Genomic DNA, 19025 nt, shown 5'->3' on the forward strand with positions numbered 1-19025 from the left:
GTGAGGCCGAACGTGAGGGTCGTGAACGTACAACCGGGGAGAACGGCGCCCGCCCTGCGTTGGGGGCTCGGCGGTCTGCTTGGTGTTGCCCTGTGCATCCTCCTCGGGTCCGGGTCCGCCCCGGCGCCGATCGCCGGCCCGCCGCCCCGCCGAACCCGGCCCTCGACCGCCTCGCAGCTGGTCCACCGGGCGAAGAAACCGGCCGGCACGCTCGGCCGGACCTCCTCGCAGTCCTCGCAGCTCGCCGATGGCGCCCACACCGGCATGACCCAGGTCACCACGAACGTCATCGTGGGACACACCGAGCGCCACTACGTGGTCTTCACTCCCTCCAGCCCCGTCGCCCGCCGGGTGCCCGCCCTGGTGGTCCTCCACGGCCGGGACGTCTCGCTCGGTCTTGAGGAGGACCGGGACGGGCTGCTCCCGCTCGCCGACCAGGGCAAGGCTGTGGTCGTCTACCCGGAGGGCATCCGGCGCTCGTGGAACGCGGGCGCGTGCTGCGGGGCGGCGCAGCTGGCCGGGGTGGACGACGTGGCCTTCCTGAGCGAGGTCCTCCACCGCTTCGCCACCGACCCCCGCGTCAGCGGCGTCTACCTGGCCGGTTTCAGCAATGGCGGGCGGATGGCCTACCGGATGGTGTGTGCCGCCCCCTCGCTCGTCCGGGCGTTCGTGGTCGTCGATGCCGTCCCGGCCCTGGACTGCCCCCCGGGGCGGCCGGTCTCCCTCCTGCAGCTGGACGGCACCGTCGATCCGATCGTAGCCTATGACTCCTCAGTCGACCCCCACGTGACCAACGGCTTCGTCGAGCCCTCGGCCACGGACGCGGTGGCGGCGTGGGCCAAGCGGGACGGGTGCTCCGGCCAGGTGGCCAGCCACGCCCTGGGCGAGCTGCAGCTTGCGGTCTGGAGCCAGTGCTCGCCCGGCACGACGGTGCAGTTCGGTACCTACGAGGGCACCGGCCACGGCTGGCCGCAGGGCGGGCCGGACACGCCCTCGGGCGCGGACGTGCTGTGGACCTTCGTCACCAGCCCCGGGTCGCAGCCCGCCGTGGGCGCCGTGCCGCCCCGGGCTCTCCCGGTGGGCGCCTCCTCGGCGGCGCTCCCCGAGAGTAGCTCTTCGTCCTAGATACGTTGGTACCGTCTGGCCGGTTCATTCTGGGGAGTTCTTGATCCCGATCCGGGCCAAAAAACTCCCCAGTTCGGGTGGCCGCTCGTTGGTAATACGCGTGTGGAGAAGCCGCCCTGGGCGCCGCTCTACAGGTCGAAGGGGTTCTTGGGCACGAAGACGTGCACCTCCTGCGGCGCCACCAGGGCTGCCAGGCGCCGGGCGTACGAGGGGTCGCCCACAATGAAGCCAAAGTGCATCGGCACGATGAGCTGGGCACCGATCATCTTCACCGCCTCCACCGCCTCCTCCGGGCCCATCGTGTAGTGGCCGCCGATGGGGATGAAGGCCACATCGCAGCTGAGTGATTCCATCTCGGGGATGGGGTCGGTGTCGCCGGCGTGGTAGTAGCGGACTCCGTCGATGGTGAACACGTATCCCACCCACCCGTTGGACTGGGGGTGGAAGCCCAGGCGCTCCTCAGCGGTGTTGTAGGCGGGCACGGCGTCCACCGAGTAGCCCAGCACCTCGAAGGCGTCGCCCGGGGCCACGACATCGACCGCGCCCGGGATCTGGGCCGCCACGTCGGCGGTGGCGTAGATGGCGGTGGAGTCCGTGCGAATGCGGGCGATGTCGTCCGGGCTCAAGTGGTCCTGGTGGGCGTGGGTGATGAGGATGGCGTCCGCCGGCGGCGAACCCTCGGGGATGCCCAGGGGATCGATGTAGAGGTTCTTGTCCCGCTGAAACAGGAACGCGGACTGCTTGAACCACGTTATTCCCTCGATCATCGACTCGCTCCTTGTCTCGTCCCCGATCCGGTCCCCGATCGTGTCCCCCGACTGTTTGCCCAATCCGTTGCCCAGCACCGGGAGGCTACCCCATTCCCGGCGTACTCCTGAGCCGGCTCGTGGATGGGGCTGGCGCGATCACCCGTGCTATAGGCTTTCCTGGGGCTTTTGGGGAGGGGTGACAAGGCAGGCGCGCTCAAGAGTGCGGGGAAGGCCGGGGATGGCGAAGCAGGCAGAGGGCTGGCGGGTGCTGATCGTCGATGGCGACGACCTGCGCCGCCGGGACCTTGCCACCGACACCGAGAAGGTCCCCGAGGTCGCCGACATCGTGGTGGCGGCATCGGTCGAGGAGGCGCTGGAGGCCCTGCCGGCCGAGGCCCCCGACGTGTTGATCGTGGACCTCGACGTCGCCCCGCCGCCCGAGGTGGCGCAGCTGGGCAAGGCGGCCCGCAGTGCCGGGGCCAACGTGCTGCTGGTGATGGCCGGGCAGGATCCCTCGATCCTCGCCGCCGCCATGGAGTGGGCCTCCGGCTTCCTGCCCCGGACCCCCACCATCACCGTGATCGGGTACGCCATCCAGGTGGCCAGCACCGGTTCCTTTTATATGGAGTCCGATCACGCCCGGGGCATGGTGGAGGAGTTGGACGCCCTGCGGGAGGTCACCGACCGGGCGCTGGGCAGCGAGTCGCTCACCCCCCGGGAGAAGGAGGTGCTCCGCCTGCTCTCCGAAGGCCTGTCGGCGCGCCAGATGGCCCGCCAGCTCAAGCTCTCGGAGCGGACCGTCAACACCCACGTCGCCAACGTCTACCGCAAGCTGGCCGTCTCCAACCGCGTGCAGGCGGTGCGCCAGGCGATCCGGCTGGGGCTGGTCAACGAGTCGAGCTGAACGCCCTCCAGACTCACCCCCACGCACCGAGTCATCAACGATTGGAGGCCCGCCCATGAGCCTGTACCAGCACGTCCCCCACCCCCACACCACCCGGCGACGGGCTGATGGGCCCACCAAAGTGGCCGACCAGGCCCAGGGCTTCAACGGGAAGCTGGCGGTCAAGATCACGGCGGTGGTCGGCACGATGGTCTGCGCCTACCTGTTCACCGCGCTGGCGTTGATCTCGCTGCCCGGGGCGCTGAAGAGCGGCGACGCGGTGATCATCGTGGCCTGGATCGCCCAGACCTTCATCCAGCTCGTTTTGCTGCCCATCATCATCGTGGGCCAGAACATCCAGGCCAAGGCGTCCGACAAGCGGGCGGAGGAGACCTATCTGGACGCGGAGGCGGTCCTGCATGAGGCCCAGCAGATCCAGGCGCACCTGGCCGCCCAGGACGCCGCCATCGAGGCGATCGCCGCCCAGGCGGGTGTCGCCTTGGCCACAGCTGGGGGGGTCCCGCCGGCGGGTGGGGCGACGGCCTGAGCCATGCCCGCAGAGCCTCTTGATGGCAGGGTGTTAGGCGATCGTTAACAAACCGCAGAGTATGTGTTCGACGGCACGCGTGCATGGTTGGGCTGCAGCAATGAATGCACGTTGTCCTGGTGGTTCCAACCACGACAATGAGTGCTCGGACACTCTTTTATTTATAGAATGCGGCTATCGTCAAGGACCTCGTGATAGTCGCGACGTGGTAGCATCGAGCGCTTCCTGCTGAGGGGGCGGCAAACCGAGAATCGCAGCGCGACGGAGGGCTTCCGCTGACCACGCGTTTGGCCGAGCAGGTCCTGTGATCCGGTTGCGCCCGCGCCCACCAAGCCACGCATGTCGAGCGTTCCAGTGCCCGCGCTAGGCCCCGACCCCGAGGAGGACTGAGCACACATGGGAACCCCCTTTGTCGGCGAAATCAGGATGTTCGCCGGGAATTTTGCCCCAGTGGGATGGATGTTATGCCAGGGCCAAATCCTTCCTATCGCGGACAACGACGTCCTGTTCAATCTGATCGGCACGACCTACGGCGGCGATGGCCAGACCACGTTTGCCCTTCCGAACCTGCAGAGCCGGGTCCCGGTGCATGTGGGGCCCGGCTTCGCCCTCGGGCAGGCGGCGGGGGTGGAGTCCGTGACGCTCAGCACCGCCCAGATCCCGTCCCACTCCCACGTGCCGATGGCGAACTCTGCCGGCGGGCAGAACGGCCCCTCCAACAGCGTGTGGGGGCAGAGCACCAGCGTCAACCTCTACGCCCCGGGTCCCGCCAGCTTGGCGATGAACCCCGCGGCCATCGGCGGTGCCGGGGGCAGCCAACCGCACGACAACATGCTCCCGTTCGTGGTGGTCAACTTCATCATCTCGCTGTTCGGGATCTTCCCGAGCCAATCCTAATAGGAGGCAAGAGCGGTGTCCGAGCCATTCCTGGGAGAAATCAAGATCGTCTCGTGGAATTTCCCGCCCAAGGGGTGGGCGTTCTGCAATGGCCAGCTCCTCCCCATCAACCAGAACCAAGCGCTGTTCTCCATCCTGGGCACAACCTACGGGGGGGACGGCAGGCAGACCTTCGGCCTCCCGAACCTGCAGGGCAGGACTCCCCTGCACGCCGGCAACGGCATCGTCCTCGGGGAGATGGGCGGAGAAACCAGCCACACGCTGACCATCTCCGAGCTATCTGGCCACACCCACGCCCCCGTCGGCGTGCCCGCAGCGGCGAACGTCGGCAGCCCCGTCAACGACCTGTGGGCGAACCAGGCAGGGGCGTACGCCACGTCCCCGAATGTCTCCATGGATCCCTCGGGCATCACGCCAACCGGGGGCAACCAGCCGCACGAGAACATGTCCCCGTACCTGGTCCTCAATTTCGTCATCGCCCTGCAGGGGATCTTCCCCTCACAGAACTAGACACCGAGGAGCGCGCTTCCCATGTCCGACCCATTCGTCGCTGAGATCCGCATCTTCACCGGCAACTTCGCCCCCAGGGGCTGGGCACTGTGTGACGGCCAACTCATGTCCATCTCGCAGAACACGGCCCTGTTCTCCCTGCTGGGGACGACATACGGCGGGAACGGTACCTCCAACTTCGCCCTCCCCAACCTGCAGGGATGTGCCCCCATGCAGGCGGGTCAGGGCCCCGGCCTTTCGCTGCGGGACCTGGGCGAGACCGGGGGAGACCAAGCGGTCACGCTCCTCCAGACGGAGATGCCGATGCACCCCCACACGGCACAGGCTGCCGCCGCAGCCGGTGCGTCCGGCGACCCGACCAACAAGTGCTGGGCCGAAGGAGAGCACCGCACCGACGTCCTCTATTCCAACCAGACGACGGGCACACAGCCGATGTCGCCGCTGGCGACGAACGTCGCAGGGGGATCGCTGCCCCACAACAACATGCCGCCATTTTTGGGCCTGAATTTCATCATCGCCTTGCAAGGGGTTTTTCCGGCTCGCAGCTGATGTGAATGCGCTCCAGCGCTCCGCTTGAGCGCAGGGAGGTACCCAGCACGTTTTCTCACGGGGGGGTTGAGATGAAGGGTCGCCACCGCGCGGTCAACGGTCAACGTCGTTTTGCGCGCGTCGTTCCGTTCGTTTTTTTCGGGTCGCTCCTGGGTGGCATTGCCTTGGTCGCGTTCACGTCCGGGCCCGCCATCGCGGCTCCGATGACGTTCACGGTCGTCTCGACTGCCGATGCCACCCACGGCAACTGTGGCGGTAGCTGCACCCTGCGCGACGCAGTGAATGCGGCGAGCGCGGCGGCGAATGCGACAACCCCTGTGACGATCAATATCCCGGCGGGCACCTACACGCTGACACTGGGGGAGCTCGACCTTGCGGCAACCAACGGGAGTATAACACTGAACGGAACTAGCGGTAACCGATCAACTGTCGTGATCAACCAGACCAGCAAGACCGGCGGCAGCAGCATCGTCAACAACACCGTGTTCCTGGTTGCCTTCAACCTCTCGACCAGTGCCAGCGTGACTGGTCAGTCGACCACCTTCCAGAACCTCACCATCGAGGGCGGGGTCGACACGCGCACCGGGGGTGGTGGCGGCGGTGGTGGCTTCGGCGGTGGCGCCATCCAGGACGACGGCGGCACCGGCAACAGCCTCACCATCACCAACTGCGTGTTCTCCGGCAACAAGTCACTGGCCGACGGCGCCGGCGGCGGCGCCATCTTCCAGGGGGCTGGCGCCCTGACCGTGTCGAACAGCACCTTCACCGGCAACACCTCGGCATCCGGCTTCGGCGGCGGCATCGGGTACTCCGACACCGGGCTGGCGGCGGGCGACATCTCCATCACCAACTCCACCTTCACCAACAACTCGGTCACGGCGCCGGCGGGCTCCTCCGATGGGGGCGGCGGGGCGTTCCTCGGCGGTGCGACGATCACCCAGCACGCCACCGTGAGCGGGTCGACCTTCACCGGCAACAGCGCCGGGGCCACCGGCGGCGGGCTGTACATCGCGGCGGAACTCTCCACCAGCGTGACCACCTCGCAGTTCGTCAACAACACCGCCGGCACGGTGCAACAGGGCCAGGGCGGAGCGGTCTACATGAGCTCGACCAACCCGACGCCGTCGTCGGGGTCGGGCAGCATCACGCTCAGCACCTTCACGGGCAACACCGCCTCCAACGGTGGCCAGGGCGGGGCGGTCTTCAACGCCATCGGCCCCACCGCCGTCGCCCACAACCGCATCGTGGGCAACACCGCCACCACCGGCAGCGGCATCGCCGAAGGCGTGAGCAGCGGGTCGGTGAATGCCAGCGACAACTGGTGGGGTGTGAACACCGGGCCGGGTGCCGGGGTCCTGGGCGCCGCATCCGTGTCGCCCCCGGCCACGGCCCCAACCGCCAGCTCCTGGCTGCAGCTGCGCAACATCGCTTCGCCGGGCACCGTCCTGCCCGGGGGCGCCAGCACCTTCACCGCCGACCTGCTGGGCCGCAACACCGGGGGCCCGCTGGCGGCGGGAAGCCTCAATGGGCTGGCGACGTTCCCGACCCCAACCGGCATCTTCAGCACCGCGGTTGACGTCACGGTCGGCACCGCCTCCGGCCAGTTCATCAACGGGGTGGGCACCGCCGGGGTCACCGCCGGGACGACCCTCGGGTCGCCCGCCGGGCACCTCAACGTCACCGCCGACAACCAAACGGTCACGGGCAACCTGAACATCAAGGCCAACTCCTCGACCTCGGTTGCCACGAACCCGTCGACCTCGGTTTTCGGGCAACCGGTGACCTTCACTGCGACCCTCAGCTCGGCGTCCGGGTCTACCACGCCCCCGGCCCCCGCCGGTGGCACGGTGCAGTTCTTTGTCGACGGCGTTTCCCACGGGGCGGCGGCCCCAGTGTCGAGCGGTAGCGCCAATGCCGCCTTCGGCGATCTGGCGGTCGGCAATCACACGGTCACCGCCACCTACAGCGGCGACGCCGACTTCAACGGCTCCACCACCACCACCGGGGCCACCCAGATCGTCAACAAGGCGAACACGTCGGTGGCGGTGGGCAGCTCGCTCAACCCGGCATTTGTCACCCAGAGCATCACCTTCAGCGCCACCATCACCGCGGTCGCCCCCGGAGCGGGCATCCCAGGCGGCACGGGGTCGCTGCAATTCATGGATGGCAGCAACGCTCTCGGGGTCGCCCAGACCCCGAACGCCAGCGGGGTTGCGACGATCTCGATCAACTCATTGACGGTCGGCACCCACACCATCACCGCGGTCTACGCCGGCAACGCCAATTTCAACGGCTCGACCGGGACCCTCGTGCCCGACCAGGTCGTCAAGCTGGCCCCCACCTCGGTCAATGTGTTCCCGTCGTTCGACCCCTCGGTGTTCGGCCAGCCGGTCACCTTCACCGCCCAGGTCAACGCCGCCCTGGCCGGGACCCCGGCCGGCTTCGTCCAGTTCGGCATCAACGGGGCGAACTTCGGGGCCACCGAGACGCTGGTGTCCGGGCAGGCGGTGACGCCGGTGATCTCCAACCTCGCCGTTGGCTCCACCAACGTCACGGCCACCTACACCCCCACCGACGGCCTGCACGCCGGCTCCTCGGGCCTGTTCACGCAGACGGTCAACCAGGCCAACACGACGACGACCATCGGCTCCAGCGCCAATCCTGCGTTCGCCGGTGTCCCGCTCACCTTCACTGCAACCGTGACCGCAGCTGCGCCCGGAGCGGGAACGCCGACCGGCAACGTCCAGTTCGTGATCGACGGCGCCAACTCCGGCTCGCCGCAGGCTCTCTCCGGGGGAGTGGCCACCCTGGGCGGGGTGAGTCCCGCGGTCGGTAGCCACTCCGTTGTGGCGGACTATCTGGGCGACTCCAACTTCACCACCTCCACCTCGACCACGCTCACCCAGGTGGTCAACGGCTTCTCCACCACCACCACCCTGTCTTCATCGAAGAACCCCTCGGTCTCCGGCGAGCCGGTGACCTTTACCGCCACCGTCTCGGCCGGCCCGAACGGGACCCCGACCGGCAACGTGCAGTTTGGCGTGAACGGGGCGAACATCGGGTCCCCGATCGCCCTCAGCGGGGGCGTGGCCATGTTGCCATCGGTCACGACACTGCCGGTCGGCACCAGCACCGTGACCGCCACCTACGCCGCCTCGGGGAACTTCAACGGCAGCTCCGGGACCCTGGCCGGCGGCCAGGTTGTCACCAAGGCGTCCAGCGCCGTGGCCGTCGGTTCCTCGGTCAACCCCTCGGCGCTCGGCCAGCCGGTGACCTTCGCCGCCACCGTGACCGCGGTGGCGCCGGGGACAGGCACGCCGGCCGGGCAGGTGCAGTTCTTCGTCGACGGCTCCGCCTTCGGCAGCCCGGCGACGCTGAGCGGTTCCGTTGCAAGCTCGGGATCTGACTCGTCGCTGGCGGTCGGTTCCCACGCCGTCACTGCCACCTACACCGGGAATGGCAATTTCAACGGGAGCACCTCCCCGGCCCTGACCCAGGTGGTCAGTCGCGTCGCCCCCACCATCGTTATCGGCTCCAGCGTCAATCCTTCGGTGTTCGGCCAGCCGGTGCAGTTCTCCGTGACGATCACCGGCTCGGCGGGCACCCCGACCGGCAGCGTCCAGTTCGGCGTCAATGGCGCGGACCTGGGCACGCCGGTCACCCTCACCGCCGGTAAGGCCTCCTCCATCGCCGACACCTCATTGCCGGTGGGTAACTCGACAATCACTGCCACCTACACCGGTGACACGACCTACCTTCCCGGAAGCCAGAGCCTGACGCAGACCGTCAACAAGGCCGACACCATGACGATCATCAGCTCCAGCGCCAACCCCGGGATCGCGAACAGCAGCCTCAGCTTCACCGCCACCGTGACCGCGGTGTCGCCCGGAGCGGGGATCCCGACCGGGCAGGTCATCTTCCAGGTCGACAACGGGGTGTTCCCGGTAACCCTGAACGCAAACGGGGTGGCCGTGCAGAGCGGTATCGGGCTCCCCGAAGGTACCTTCGACGTGGTGGCCGCCTACCAGGGCGACCCCGACTTCAACACCTCCAACGGGTCGCTCACCGAGGTGGTCAACGGCTTCCCCACCACGACGACACTGAACTCGTCGGCCAACCCGAGCGTCTCCGGCCAACCGGTGACCTTCACCGCCACCGTGGGTCCTGATGGCGAAGGGGTCCCGGCCGGCAACGTGCAGTTCGGCGTTGACGGGGCCAACGTGGGCAGCCCGGTGGCCCTCAGCGGTGGCGTGGCCCAGCTGCCGTCGATCTCGACCCTGTCGGTCGGCACCCACACCGTGACCGCCACCTATGTCCCCTCCGACAGCCACGCCGGCAGCTCCGGGACCCTGGCCGGTGGCCAGGTCGTCACCAAGGCCAGTTCGTCCGCCACTGTCGGTTCCTCGCTCAACCCCTCGGCACTCGGCCAGCCGGTGAACTTCACCGCCACCGTGACCGCCGTGGCGCCTGGGTCGGGAACGCCGACCGGACAGGTGCAGTTCTTCATCGACGGCTCCGCCTTCGGCAGTCCGGCGACGCTGACCGGTGGGGTGGGCTCCTCGGGGTCGACCTCGTCGCTGACCCCCGGCTCGCACAGCGTCACCGCCACCTACACCGGTGACGGCAGCTTCAGCGGGAGCACCTCCCCGATCCTCACCCAGGTCGTCGGCCGGATCGATGCCACCTTCGGCTTGACCTCCACCGTTGCCAGCCCGGTGTTCGGCCAGCCGGTGCAGTTCACCGCCACCCTGACCGGCGCGGTCGGCACACCGACGGGGAGCATCCAGTTCGGGGTCGACGGGGTCAATCTCGGGTCCCCCGTCGCCCTGTCGGGCGGCACCGCCACCTCGGTCGCGGACACCGCGCTGCCGGTGGGCACCTCGACGGTCACCGCCACCTACACCGGGGATACCACCTACCTGCCCGGCAGCCAGAGCATCACCCAAAGCGTCAACCAGGCCAACACCACGACCACCATCGGTTCGTCGGCCAACCCGGCAACCGCGGGTACCGCGATCGACTTCGCAGCCACGGTCACGGCCGTCGCCCCCGGGGCGGGCACCCCGACGGGGCAGGTGCAGTTCTTCGCTGACGGTTCGACGCTCGGCTCCCCAGCTGGCCTGAACGCCGCTGGGGTGGCCAGCCTCAGCGGTATCACCTCGCTGAGTATCGGCAGCCACAGCGTCACCGCCACCTACCTCGGTGACGCCAACTTCATCACCAGCACCGCAGCGAGCTTGACCCAGCAGGTGACGGGCATTGGCACCACCACCACGGTCGCCTCGTCGGCCAACCCGTCGGTGTTCAGCCAGCCGGTCAGCTTCACGGCCACCGTCAGCGCCGGGGGCAACGGGACCCCGACCGGCTCGGTGCAGTTCGGGATCGACGGCGACAACATCGGCGACCCGGTCTCGCTCAGCGGGGGCATCGCCCAATCGCCGCCGGTGTCCACGTTGGCCGTCGGCACCCACACCGTCACCGCCACCTACAGCGGAGCCCCGACCTTTGTCCCCAGCTCGGGGACCTTGGCCGGGGGCCAGGTCGTCATCCAGGACGGCACGACGACCACGCTCACCGCTTCGGCCAACCCGTCCATCCCCGGCCAGTCCGTCACCTTCACCGCCACCGTCTCCCCGGTGGCCCCCGGGGCAGGCACGCCCACTGGCCAGGTGCTGTTCCAGTTCAACGGCGGCCCTCTGGGGCTGGTCAACCTGGTCAACGGGGTGGCCGTCTCCCCGCCGACCGCCAACCTGTCCCCGGGCAGCTACGACGTCACCGCCACCTTCCAGGGCAGCTCCGGCTACACCTCATCGTCGGGGACCCTCACGCAGGTCGTCAGCCAGCTGTCGACCACGACCACGCTGTCCTCCTCCGACCACGGCTCCGGACCGGTCGGCAGCCCGGTCACCTTCACCGCCACTGTCTCCGCCGGGGTGGGCCAGCCGGCGCCGTCGGGCACCGTGGCGTTCTTCTCCAATGGGGCGCCGATCACCGGGTGCGGGACCCAGGCCCTGAATGGGGCGGCACCCGATACGGCCACCTGCTCGACGATCCACCAGCTCCCGGTCGGTGCCTCGACCGTCACCGCCACCTATTCCGGGAGCCCGACCGCCCTGCCGTCCACGTCGCCACCCTTCACCGAGACCACCTCGGCCACCACAACCATCACCGGCAGCCACAGGGGCGCCCTCACGGTCAAGGCCGGCCAGACACTGTTCATCGGACCGGGAGCGAGCATCACCGGGTCGATCACCGTGCAGGCGGGCGGCTCCCTCGACGTCGAGGGGGCGACCGTCAAGGGCTCGATCACCGCCAGCGGGGCGGTGCAGATCCGGATGTGCGGGTCGTCGTTGAGCGGTGGGGCGACGATTACCCACACCTCGGGCCTGGTCGTGATCGGCGACGATGAGGGCAGCCCATCGTGTGCCGGCAACACGATCAGCGGGGCAGTGTCAATCACCAACGGGACCGGTGGTGTGGAGTTCGACTTCAACACCGTGAGCGGCTCGGTCACGATCACCGGCAACACCGGGACGGTGCCGCCGCCGGACACCGGGACGGTCGTGGCGGTGGGCAACACGATCGGGAGCGGGTCCACCATCCAATAAGACCAGACCGCGGCTACCGGTCACCAAGAACCAACACCACACCACTCCCCGGCCCGATCCGGCCGGGGAGTGCGCGTACGGCACTACCCGCCTCGCGAGAACTACGTACAAATCGCACCCGGCGGACCATGAAGCGGCGCTCATCCTTCGCCGATCCACTATGCACAGAGAGCGTTCATCGCAGTACACTACGTGGCACGCCGGAATTCTTACTTTTCCTAGGTTTTCCCAGATATCGTTGACCGGGAGCTTGGAGAGATGAAGCCGCGCCATCGCGCCTCGGCAGGTGCAGTTTGGTCCGCAGTCTTTCTGCCGTTACTTGCTCTTGGGGGCCTGCTTTTCAGCCTCGGAGTGATCACCCTCACCCCCGGGCGTTCCGCAGCGGCCACCACCGTGTTCGCCGTCACGAAGACCACCGACAGCAACGACGGTGCCTGCACGCCCATTCTGTGCTCGCTGCGCGACGCGGTGGCGGCGGCGAACACCACCGCGTCGACTTCGGCCAACCCGGTACAGATCAACCTCGGTCCGGGGACCTACACGCTGACCTTGGGTGAGCTGGACCTCGGCAAGGTGGGCACCACCCTGGACGTGGTCATCAACGGGACTGGGGTGAACGCCAGTTCCGTTACTATCCAGCAAAATACGGCTAACAGCACCGTATTTCTACTGGGCTTTGACGTCGCGGCCAATAGCTTCGTGACCAACCAGTCAACTACGTTCCAGAACCTGACCATCACGGGCGGCGTCGACACCCGCTCGACGACCGGGAACGGGGACGGGCTCGGCGGCGGCGCCATCCAGGCGGGAGGACCCGGCCAGAGCCTGACAATCACGAACTGCGTCTTCACCGGGAACCAATCGCTGGCCAACGGGTCGGGCGGCGGGGCGATCTTTGACGGCGCCGGGAGCCTCACCATTTCCGGCAGCACGTTCTCGAACAACACCTCGGCGTCCGGCTTCGGCGGGGCCGTCGGCTACTCCGACACCGGGCTCGCCGCAGGGGATGTCTCCATCACCAACAGCACGTTCACCAACAACACGGTCACGGCGCCATCGGGGGCCTCCGACGGGGGCGGCGGGGTGTTCATCGGTGGGTCGAGCATCAACCAGCACGCCACCGTGAGCGGGTCGACGTTCAGCGGCAACAGCGCCGGCGGCCCGGGTGGCGGCCTGTTCATCGACGCTGAGCTGGCTACGAGCGTCACCACGTCGCAGTTCATCAACAACACTGCCGGCACGGTGGACCAGGGCAAGGGAGGCGGCGTCTACATCAGTTCGTCCAACCCCACGCCCTCGGCCGGGTCGGGCAGCATCACGCTCAGCACGTTCACCGGGAACAGCGCCTCCGGCCACAGCGGTGGGGGCGGGGCGATCTGGAACGACATTGGTCCCACGACCGTCGCCCACAACCGCATCGTGGGCAACACCGCTACCTTCGGCAGCGGCATCGCCGAGGGTGTCGACACCGGCTCGGTCAACGCCAACGACAACTGGTGGGGCGTGAACACCGGGCCGGGTGCCGGGGTCCTCGCCGCCGCCTCGGTGTCGCCCCCGGCCACCGCACCGACCGCCCCGTCGTGGCTCCAGCTGCGCACCATCGCATCTCCGGCCGTCGTCGCCCCCGGCGGGTCGACGACCTTCACCGCCGACCTGCTCGGGCGGAATACCGGCGGGCCGCTGGCGGCCGGCACCCTGAACGGCCTCGCCTCGTTCCCCTCGCCACCCGGCGTGTTCAGCAACGCCGTGGACGGCACCCTCAGCGCGACGGCCGGCCAGTTCGTCAACGGGGTGGCCACCTCCGCCTTCACCGCCGGGACGACGCTCGGGACCAACGCCGGCCACGTCGACGCGGTCGCCGACAGCCAGACCATCACCGGCGGCGTCAGCGTGAAGGCCGACTCCTCCGTGGCGGTCACCACTTCAGGCACCCCGACGGTCTTCGGCCAGCCGGTCACCTTCACCGCAACACTCTCGTCGCAGGTGGCCGGGACGACGCCGGCCGTGCCGCAGGGCGGGACGGTCACCTTCTTCATCGATGGGATTCCCGGGAGCCCGGTCACGGTGAGCAACGGGAGCGCCCACGCCGTGCTCTCGAACCTGACGGTGGGCGTCCACACCGTCCAGGCGGTCTACAGCGGCGACAGCGATTTCAACGGCAGCAGCGCCCTGCTGCCCGGCAACCAGACGGTCAACAAGGCCAACTCGGCGACGGCAGTGGCCAGCTCGCTTACCCCGTCCTTCGCCGGCGAGAGCGTGACGTTCACGGCCACTGTCACGGCCAGCCCACCGGGGGCCGGCACGCCCGGCGGCACCGTCCAGTTCGAGGATGGCGGCAGCCCGGTCGGTAGCCCGGCGACGCTGAACGGGAGTGGGGTCGCCACGGTGTCCACCTCGGGGCTCAGCGTCGGCAGCCATACCATCACCGCGGTGTACGGCGGCAACCTCAACTTCAACGGCAGCACGGGGACCCTGTCGCCCGACCAGGTGGTGAACCCCGCGCCGACCGCGGTCACCGTGTTCCCCTCGTTCGACCCCTCGGTCTTCGGGCAGCCGGTCACCTTCGCGGCCCAGGTCAACGCCGCCCTGGCCGGAACCCCGGGTGGCTTTGTGCAGTTCGGCATCAACGGGGAGAACCTGGGCGCCACTGAGACGTTGGTGGCCGGGCAGGCAGTGACGCCCGTGATCACCAACCTGCCGGTCGGCTCCGTGACCGTCACGGCCACCTACACCGCCACCGACGGCGTACACGCGGGCTCCTCGGGGCTGTTCAACCAGACCGTCCTCCCGGCCTCCACCGCGACCACCGTGGGAGCGGCGGCGAACCCTGCCGTCGCCGGTACGGCCATCGACTTCTCTGCCACCGTGACCGCGGTCGCCCCGAGCACGGCGACGCCGACCGGGACGGTCCAGTTCGCCATTGACGGGTCCAACGTCGGGTCGCCCCAGGCGCTCTCCGGGGGCGTCGCCACACTGAGCGGGGTCACCAGTCTAAGCATCGGCACCCACCCGGTGGTGGCCACCTACCTCGGCGACACCGACTTCGTGACGAGTACGTCCTCGACGCTGAGCGAGGTGGTGAACGGCTTCGCCACCACCACCACCGTGACATCGTCGGCCAGCCCGTCGGTGTTCGGCCAACCGGTGTCCTTCACCGCCACGGTCGACGCCGGCGCCAACGGCACGCCGACCGGGACCGTGCAGTTCGGCATCGACGGGGCCAACCTCGGCGCGCCCGTCACGCTGGCGGGCGGCAGTGCAAGCTCTCCAAGTGTCGCCTCCCTGGCGGTCGGCACCCACACGGTGACCGCCACCTACAGCGGGGGCTCCAGCTTCGGGGGCAGTTCCGGGACCCTCGCCGGGGGCCAGCTGGTCAATCAGGCTGGCAGCACTACGGGGATCACCTCGGACCCGAACCCCTCGGTCTTCGGCCAACCGGTTGTGGTGACCGCCACGGTGGCCGCGGCCGCGCCCGGGGTGGGCACCCCCACCGGCTCCATCCAGTTCCAGGTCGACAACGTCAATGTCGGCGGGCCGGTGGGGTTGTCGGGGGGCATCGCCACCACCACCGTGACCGGCCTGCCGGTGGGCCTGACCGACATCCGGGCCCTCTACGGCGCCAGCAGCAACTTCACCAGCAGCGGTGCGGACGTCGGGCAGACCGTCAACCGGGCGGGCAGTGCGGTCACCGCGGGTTCTTCCGTCAACCCCTCCCTCGTCGGCCAGGGCGTCACCTTCAACGCCACCGTGACCGCCGTGGCGCCCGGTGCGGGGACGCCCACCGGCACCGTGTCGTTCTTCGTCGACGGGTCCCACTACGAGGACGTCTCCCTGGCGTCCGGGGTGGCCTCCACCACCACGCCGGACACGGCTCTGACCCTCGGCGACCACACGGTCACCGCGACCTACGGGGGCAACGCCGACTTCACCGCCAGCTCGGGCGGCCTGACCCAGACGGTGACGAAGGCGGCCACCACGACGACGGTGACCTCCGCGGTCAACCCCTCGGTGTTCGGCCAGCCGGTGACCTTCACCGCCACGGTGGCACCGGTGCCGCCGGCAACTGGCACGCCCACCGGCACCGTCGAGTTCTTCGCCGACGGCACCAGCTTCGGGAGCTCACCGCTCTCCGGGTCCACCGCGGTGTCGCCCGCCATCGCATCCCTGGCGGTGGGGGGTCACACGGTGACCGCCACGTACAGCGGCGACGCCAACTTCGGCACCTCGACCGGCACCACGCCGCAGACGGTGAGCCAGGCGGCGACCGCCCTCTCGTTTGCCGGCTCGCCCAATCCCTCGGCCTTCGGCCAGCCGGTGAGCTTCTCGGCCACGGTCACCGCCGTGGCGCCCGGAGCCGGGACCCCCACGGGCACCGTGCACTTCGCCGGGAACGGCTTCCCCTTCCCCGGGGTCGACGCCCCCCTGGTCAATGGCGTGGCCACCACCACCACCACTGCCGTGCCCACCGGGATCACGCTCCTATCGGCGAACTACGCCGGTAATGGCGACTACGCCCCCAGCGGCGCCACCACCCCCCACACGGTCAACCCGGCGGCCACCACGACGACGGTGACCTCCGCGGTCAACCCCTCGGCGTTCGGCTCGGCGGTTACCTTCTCCGCCACCGTGGCGCCAGTGGCGCCCGGGGCCGGCGTGCCCACCGGGCAGGTGCAGTTCTTCGTAGACGGGGCGGCATCGGGTGGGCCGGCCGGGCTCTCGGGCGGCACGGCGGTATCGGCGCCAGTCTCTGGGCTGGCCACCGGCAACCACAGCGTCACCGCCACCTATGCGGGCGGCTCCGACTTCCTGCCCAGCACCTCCGCGGCGCTCACCCAGGGTGTCGGCCGGGTGGCGCCGGCGATCGGGGTCACCTCCACGGTCAACCCCTCGGTCTTCGGCCAGCCGGTCTCCTTCACCGCCACGGTCACCGGGACCCAGGGGACGGCGACCGGGACCGTCCAGTTCGGCGTGGACGGCGCCAATCTCGGCGCCCCCGTCACCCTGACCGCCGGCGTCGCCACCTCGACTGACATCGCCAGCCTCTCGGTGGGGGCGCACACGGTGACCGCCACCTACGCGGGCGACGGCACGTACCTCCCGGGGACGGGCAGCGTCACCCAGACCGTCACCCAGGCGTCGTCGTCCACCACAGTCACGTCGTCCAAGAGCCCCTCGGTCTTCGGCGAGTCCGTGCAGTTCACGGCCACGGTGGCGGCGGTCGCCCCGGGTGCGGGAACCCCGGGCGGGCAGGTGCAGTTCCTCATCGACGGCTCCGACAGCGGCGGGCCGGTCTCCCTGTCCGGCGGATCGGCATCCATCACCCGGTCCGGGCTGTCGGTGGGCAACCATTCGGTGACGGCGCAGTATCTCGGCGACGCGTCGTTCACGACGAGTAGCGGGTCGCTTCCCGGGGGGCAGGCAGTGAACGCCTCGCCGAGTGCCACCAGCGTCACCTCATCCAAGAACCCGTCGGTCCTGGGGAATTCCATTCACTTCACGGCGGTGGTCGCCGCCAGTGGCAACGGGTCGGGAACCCCGGGCGGGCAGGTGCAGTTCCTCATCGACGGCTCCAACTTGGGCAGCCCGGTGTCGCTGTCGGGTGGGTCGGCCGTGTCCGGGGCGATCTCGTCGCTCACGGTCGGCACCCACACCGTGGATGCCCAGTACCTGGGCGACGGCAACTTCAACCCCAGCTCCGGTTCGCTGCCCGGCGGCCAGGTCGTGACGCCCGGCGGGACGTCGACGATGCTCTCCTCCTCGGAGAACCCCTCGACGGTCGGCGACGCCGTGGTCTTCACCGCCACAGTGGCCCCGACGACCGCGGCGGGCACCCCGGGCGGGACGGTGCAGTTCCGCATCGACGGGTCGGATGTCGGGAGCCCGGTGACGCTCTCGGGCGGGACTGCGTCGTACAGCACGAGCTCTCTGGCGGTAGGCAACCACACCGTGTCGGCGGTGTACAGCGGGGACGCCACCTACGCCGGCAGCACCGGCACTCTGGCGGGCGGCCAGACCGTGGTGGCGGTCATCGACGTCGATCTGTCGGTCCAGAAGGTGGGGCCCCGCCAGGCGGTGGTCGGGGAATACACCCCGTACGTGATCGTCGTGACCAACAACGGCCCGCATGCCGCAACCGGCGTCACCGTGTCCGACACGCTGCCCGCCGGCTTCAGCCTCCCGAACACGTGGTCCAGCCAGGGGTCGTGCTCCGGCGCGGTGCCCACCGTGACCTGCAGCCTCGGTAGCCTGGCCCCGGGCGCCCACGCCTACGTGATCCTGGTGACCGTAGCGCACGACGCCGGGACGGCGACCAACAACGTGACGGTCTCCGGCGACCAGACCGACCCCCACCACGGCAACAACAGCGCCCGCGCCACCACGCGGGTCCACCAGCCGGGGTATTGGCTGTTCGGGGCCGACGGCGGGGTGTTCAGCTTCGGGGACGGCCAGTTCTACGGCTCCACCGGCGGGATGACGCTCAACAAGCCGGTGGTGGCCATGGCGGCGACCCCGGACGGCCTGGGGTACTGGCTGTTCGCCAGCGACGGCGGGGTGTTCGCCTTCGGGGACGCCGAGTTCCACGGCTCGGTGGCCAGCGTGCACCTGAACGCCCCCATCGTGGCGATGGCGCCGACCCCTGACGGCGGCGGCTACTGGCTGTTCGGTGCCGACGGCGGGGTCTTTGCCCTGGGCGATGCCCCGTTCTTCGGCTCCACCGGCGGTCAGCACCTGCCGGCACCGATCGTCGGCATGGCGATCACCCCGACCGGCGGCGGCTACTGGCTGGTGGGCGCCGACGGGGCCATCTACCCCTTCGGCGACGCCCAGTCCTACGGGTCGCCCAGCTCCCCCGGCGCCCCCATCGTGGGCATGGCCGCCACCCGGGACGGCGGCGGCTACTGGGAGGTCGACAAGCAGGGCCGGGTGTACTCCTTGGGCGACGCCGCGGCCTACGGCTCGCTGCCGGGGACGGCCCTCGGCGCTCAGATCGTCGGGATGGCCGCCACCGCGGACACCCAGGGCTACTGGCTGGTCGGCCGGGACGGCGGGGTGTTCGCCTTCGGTGACGCCCCCTACCTGGGCGGGATGAGCGGCACGCCACTGAACAAGCCGATTACCGGCATCACCCCGGAGGGCTGACGCCCGGGCCGGTCCCG

General features: G+C 69.4%; 9 protein-coding genes. 8 read left to right on the forward strand and 1 reads right to left on the reverse strand.

What is annotated here, in order from left to right:
* Window positions 1-21 precede the first annotated feature (21 nt).
* The gene (locus VFW71_03675; protein HEU5001865.1) at window positions 22-1125 is read left to right on the forward strand and encodes a hypothetical protein; all 1104 of its coding nucleotides are present in this window, start codon (window positions 22-24) and stop codon (window positions 1123-1125) included.
* Window positions 1126-1253: 128 nt separating this feature from the next.
* Here the strand turns inward: VFW71_03675 and VFW71_03680 are convergent, their stop codons facing one another.
* Window positions 1254-1892: an MBL fold metallo-hydrolase gene (locus VFW71_03680; GenBank protein HEU5001866.1), complete on the reverse strand. Its 639-nt coding sequence runs from the start codon at window positions 1890-1892 to the stop codon at window positions 1254-1256.
* A 220-nt stretch (window positions 1893-2112) separates the two neighbouring features.
* Here VFW71_03680 and VFW71_03685 point away from each other — a divergent pair, with 220 nt between their 5' ends.
* The 7 genes from VFW71_03685 (at window position 2113) to VFW71_03715 (ending at window position 19008) form a co-directional block, all read left to right on the forward strand.
* Window positions 2113-2778: a response regulator transcription factor gene (locus VFW71_03685; GenBank protein HEU5001867.1), complete on the forward strand. Its 666-nt coding sequence runs from the start codon at window positions 2113-2115 to the stop codon at window positions 2776-2778.
* A 55-nt stretch (window positions 2779-2833) separates the two neighbouring features.
* A complete protein-coding gene (locus VFW71_03690) occupies window positions 2834-3304 on the forward strand; it encodes a hypothetical protein (protein HEU5001868.1) in 471 nt (156 codons plus the stop codon).
* A 396-nt stretch (window positions 3305-3700) separates the two neighbouring features.
* Window positions 3701-4201 carry a tail fiber protein gene (locus VFW71_03695; protein HEU5001869.1) on the forward strand — a complete coding sequence of 167 codons (501 nt, stop codon included), beginning with the start codon at window positions 3701-3703 and terminating at the stop codon, window positions 4199-4201.
* Between the two features lie 15 nt (window positions 4202-4216).
* Window positions 4217-4711: a tail fiber protein gene (locus tag VFW71_03700; protein ID HEU5001870.1), complete on the forward strand. Its 495-nt coding sequence runs from the start codon at window positions 4217-4219 to the stop codon at window positions 4709-4711.
* 21 nt (window positions 4712-4732) lie between these two features.
* Window positions 4733-5260, forward strand: a complete 528-nt coding sequence (locus tag VFW71_03705) for a tail fiber protein (protein ID HEU5001871.1) — start codon at window positions 4733-4735, stop codon at window positions 5258-5260.
* A gap of 203 nt (window positions 5261-5463) precedes the next feature.
* A complete protein-coding gene (locus tag VFW71_03710; GenBank protein ID HEU5001872.1) occupies window positions 5464-11868 on the forward strand; it encodes an Ig-like domain repeat protein in 6405 nt (2134 codons plus the stop codon).
* A gap of 351 nt (window positions 11869-12219) precedes the next feature.
* Window positions 12220-19008 (forward strand): Ig-like domain repeat protein, encoded by a 6789-nt coding sequence (locus tag VFW71_03715; GenBank protein ID HEU5001873.1) that lies wholly within the window; start codon window positions 12220-12222, stop codon window positions 19006-19008.
* Window positions 19009-19025 lie beyond the last annotated feature (17 nt).

The sequence above is a fragment of the Actinomycetota bacterium genome (genome assembly GCA_035765775.1).
In the GTDB taxonomy this organism is placed as follows: Bacteria; Actinomycetota; CADDZG01; order JAHWKV01; family JAOPZY01; genus DASTWV01.

Excerpts from the sequence above, each read along its gene's own strand:
- VFW71_03680 (HEU5001866.1), bottom strand. The coding sequence starts at position 1,892 with ATGATCGAGGGAATAACGTGGTTCAAGCAGTCCGCGTTCCTGTTTCAG.
- VFW71_03685 (HEU5001867.1), top strand. The coding sequence starts at position 2,113 with ATGGCGAAGCAGGCAGAGGGCTGGCGGGTGCTGATCGTCGATGGCGAC.
- VFW71_03690 (HEU5001868.1), top strand. The coding sequence starts at position 2,834 with ATGAGCCTGTACCAGCACGTCCCCCACCCCCACACCACCCGGCGACGG.
- VFW71_03695 (HEU5001869.1), top strand. The coding sequence starts at position 3,701 with ATGGGAACCCCCTTTGTCGGCGAAATCAGGATGTTCGCCGGGAATTTT.
- VFW71_03705 (HEU5001871.1), top strand. The coding sequence starts at position 4,733 with ATGTCCGACCCATTCGTCGCTGAGATCCGCATCTTCACCGGCAACTTC.
- VFW71_03710 (HEU5001872.1), top strand. The coding sequence starts at position 5,464 with ATGACGTTCACGGTCGTCTCGACTGCCGATGCCACCCACGGCAACTGT.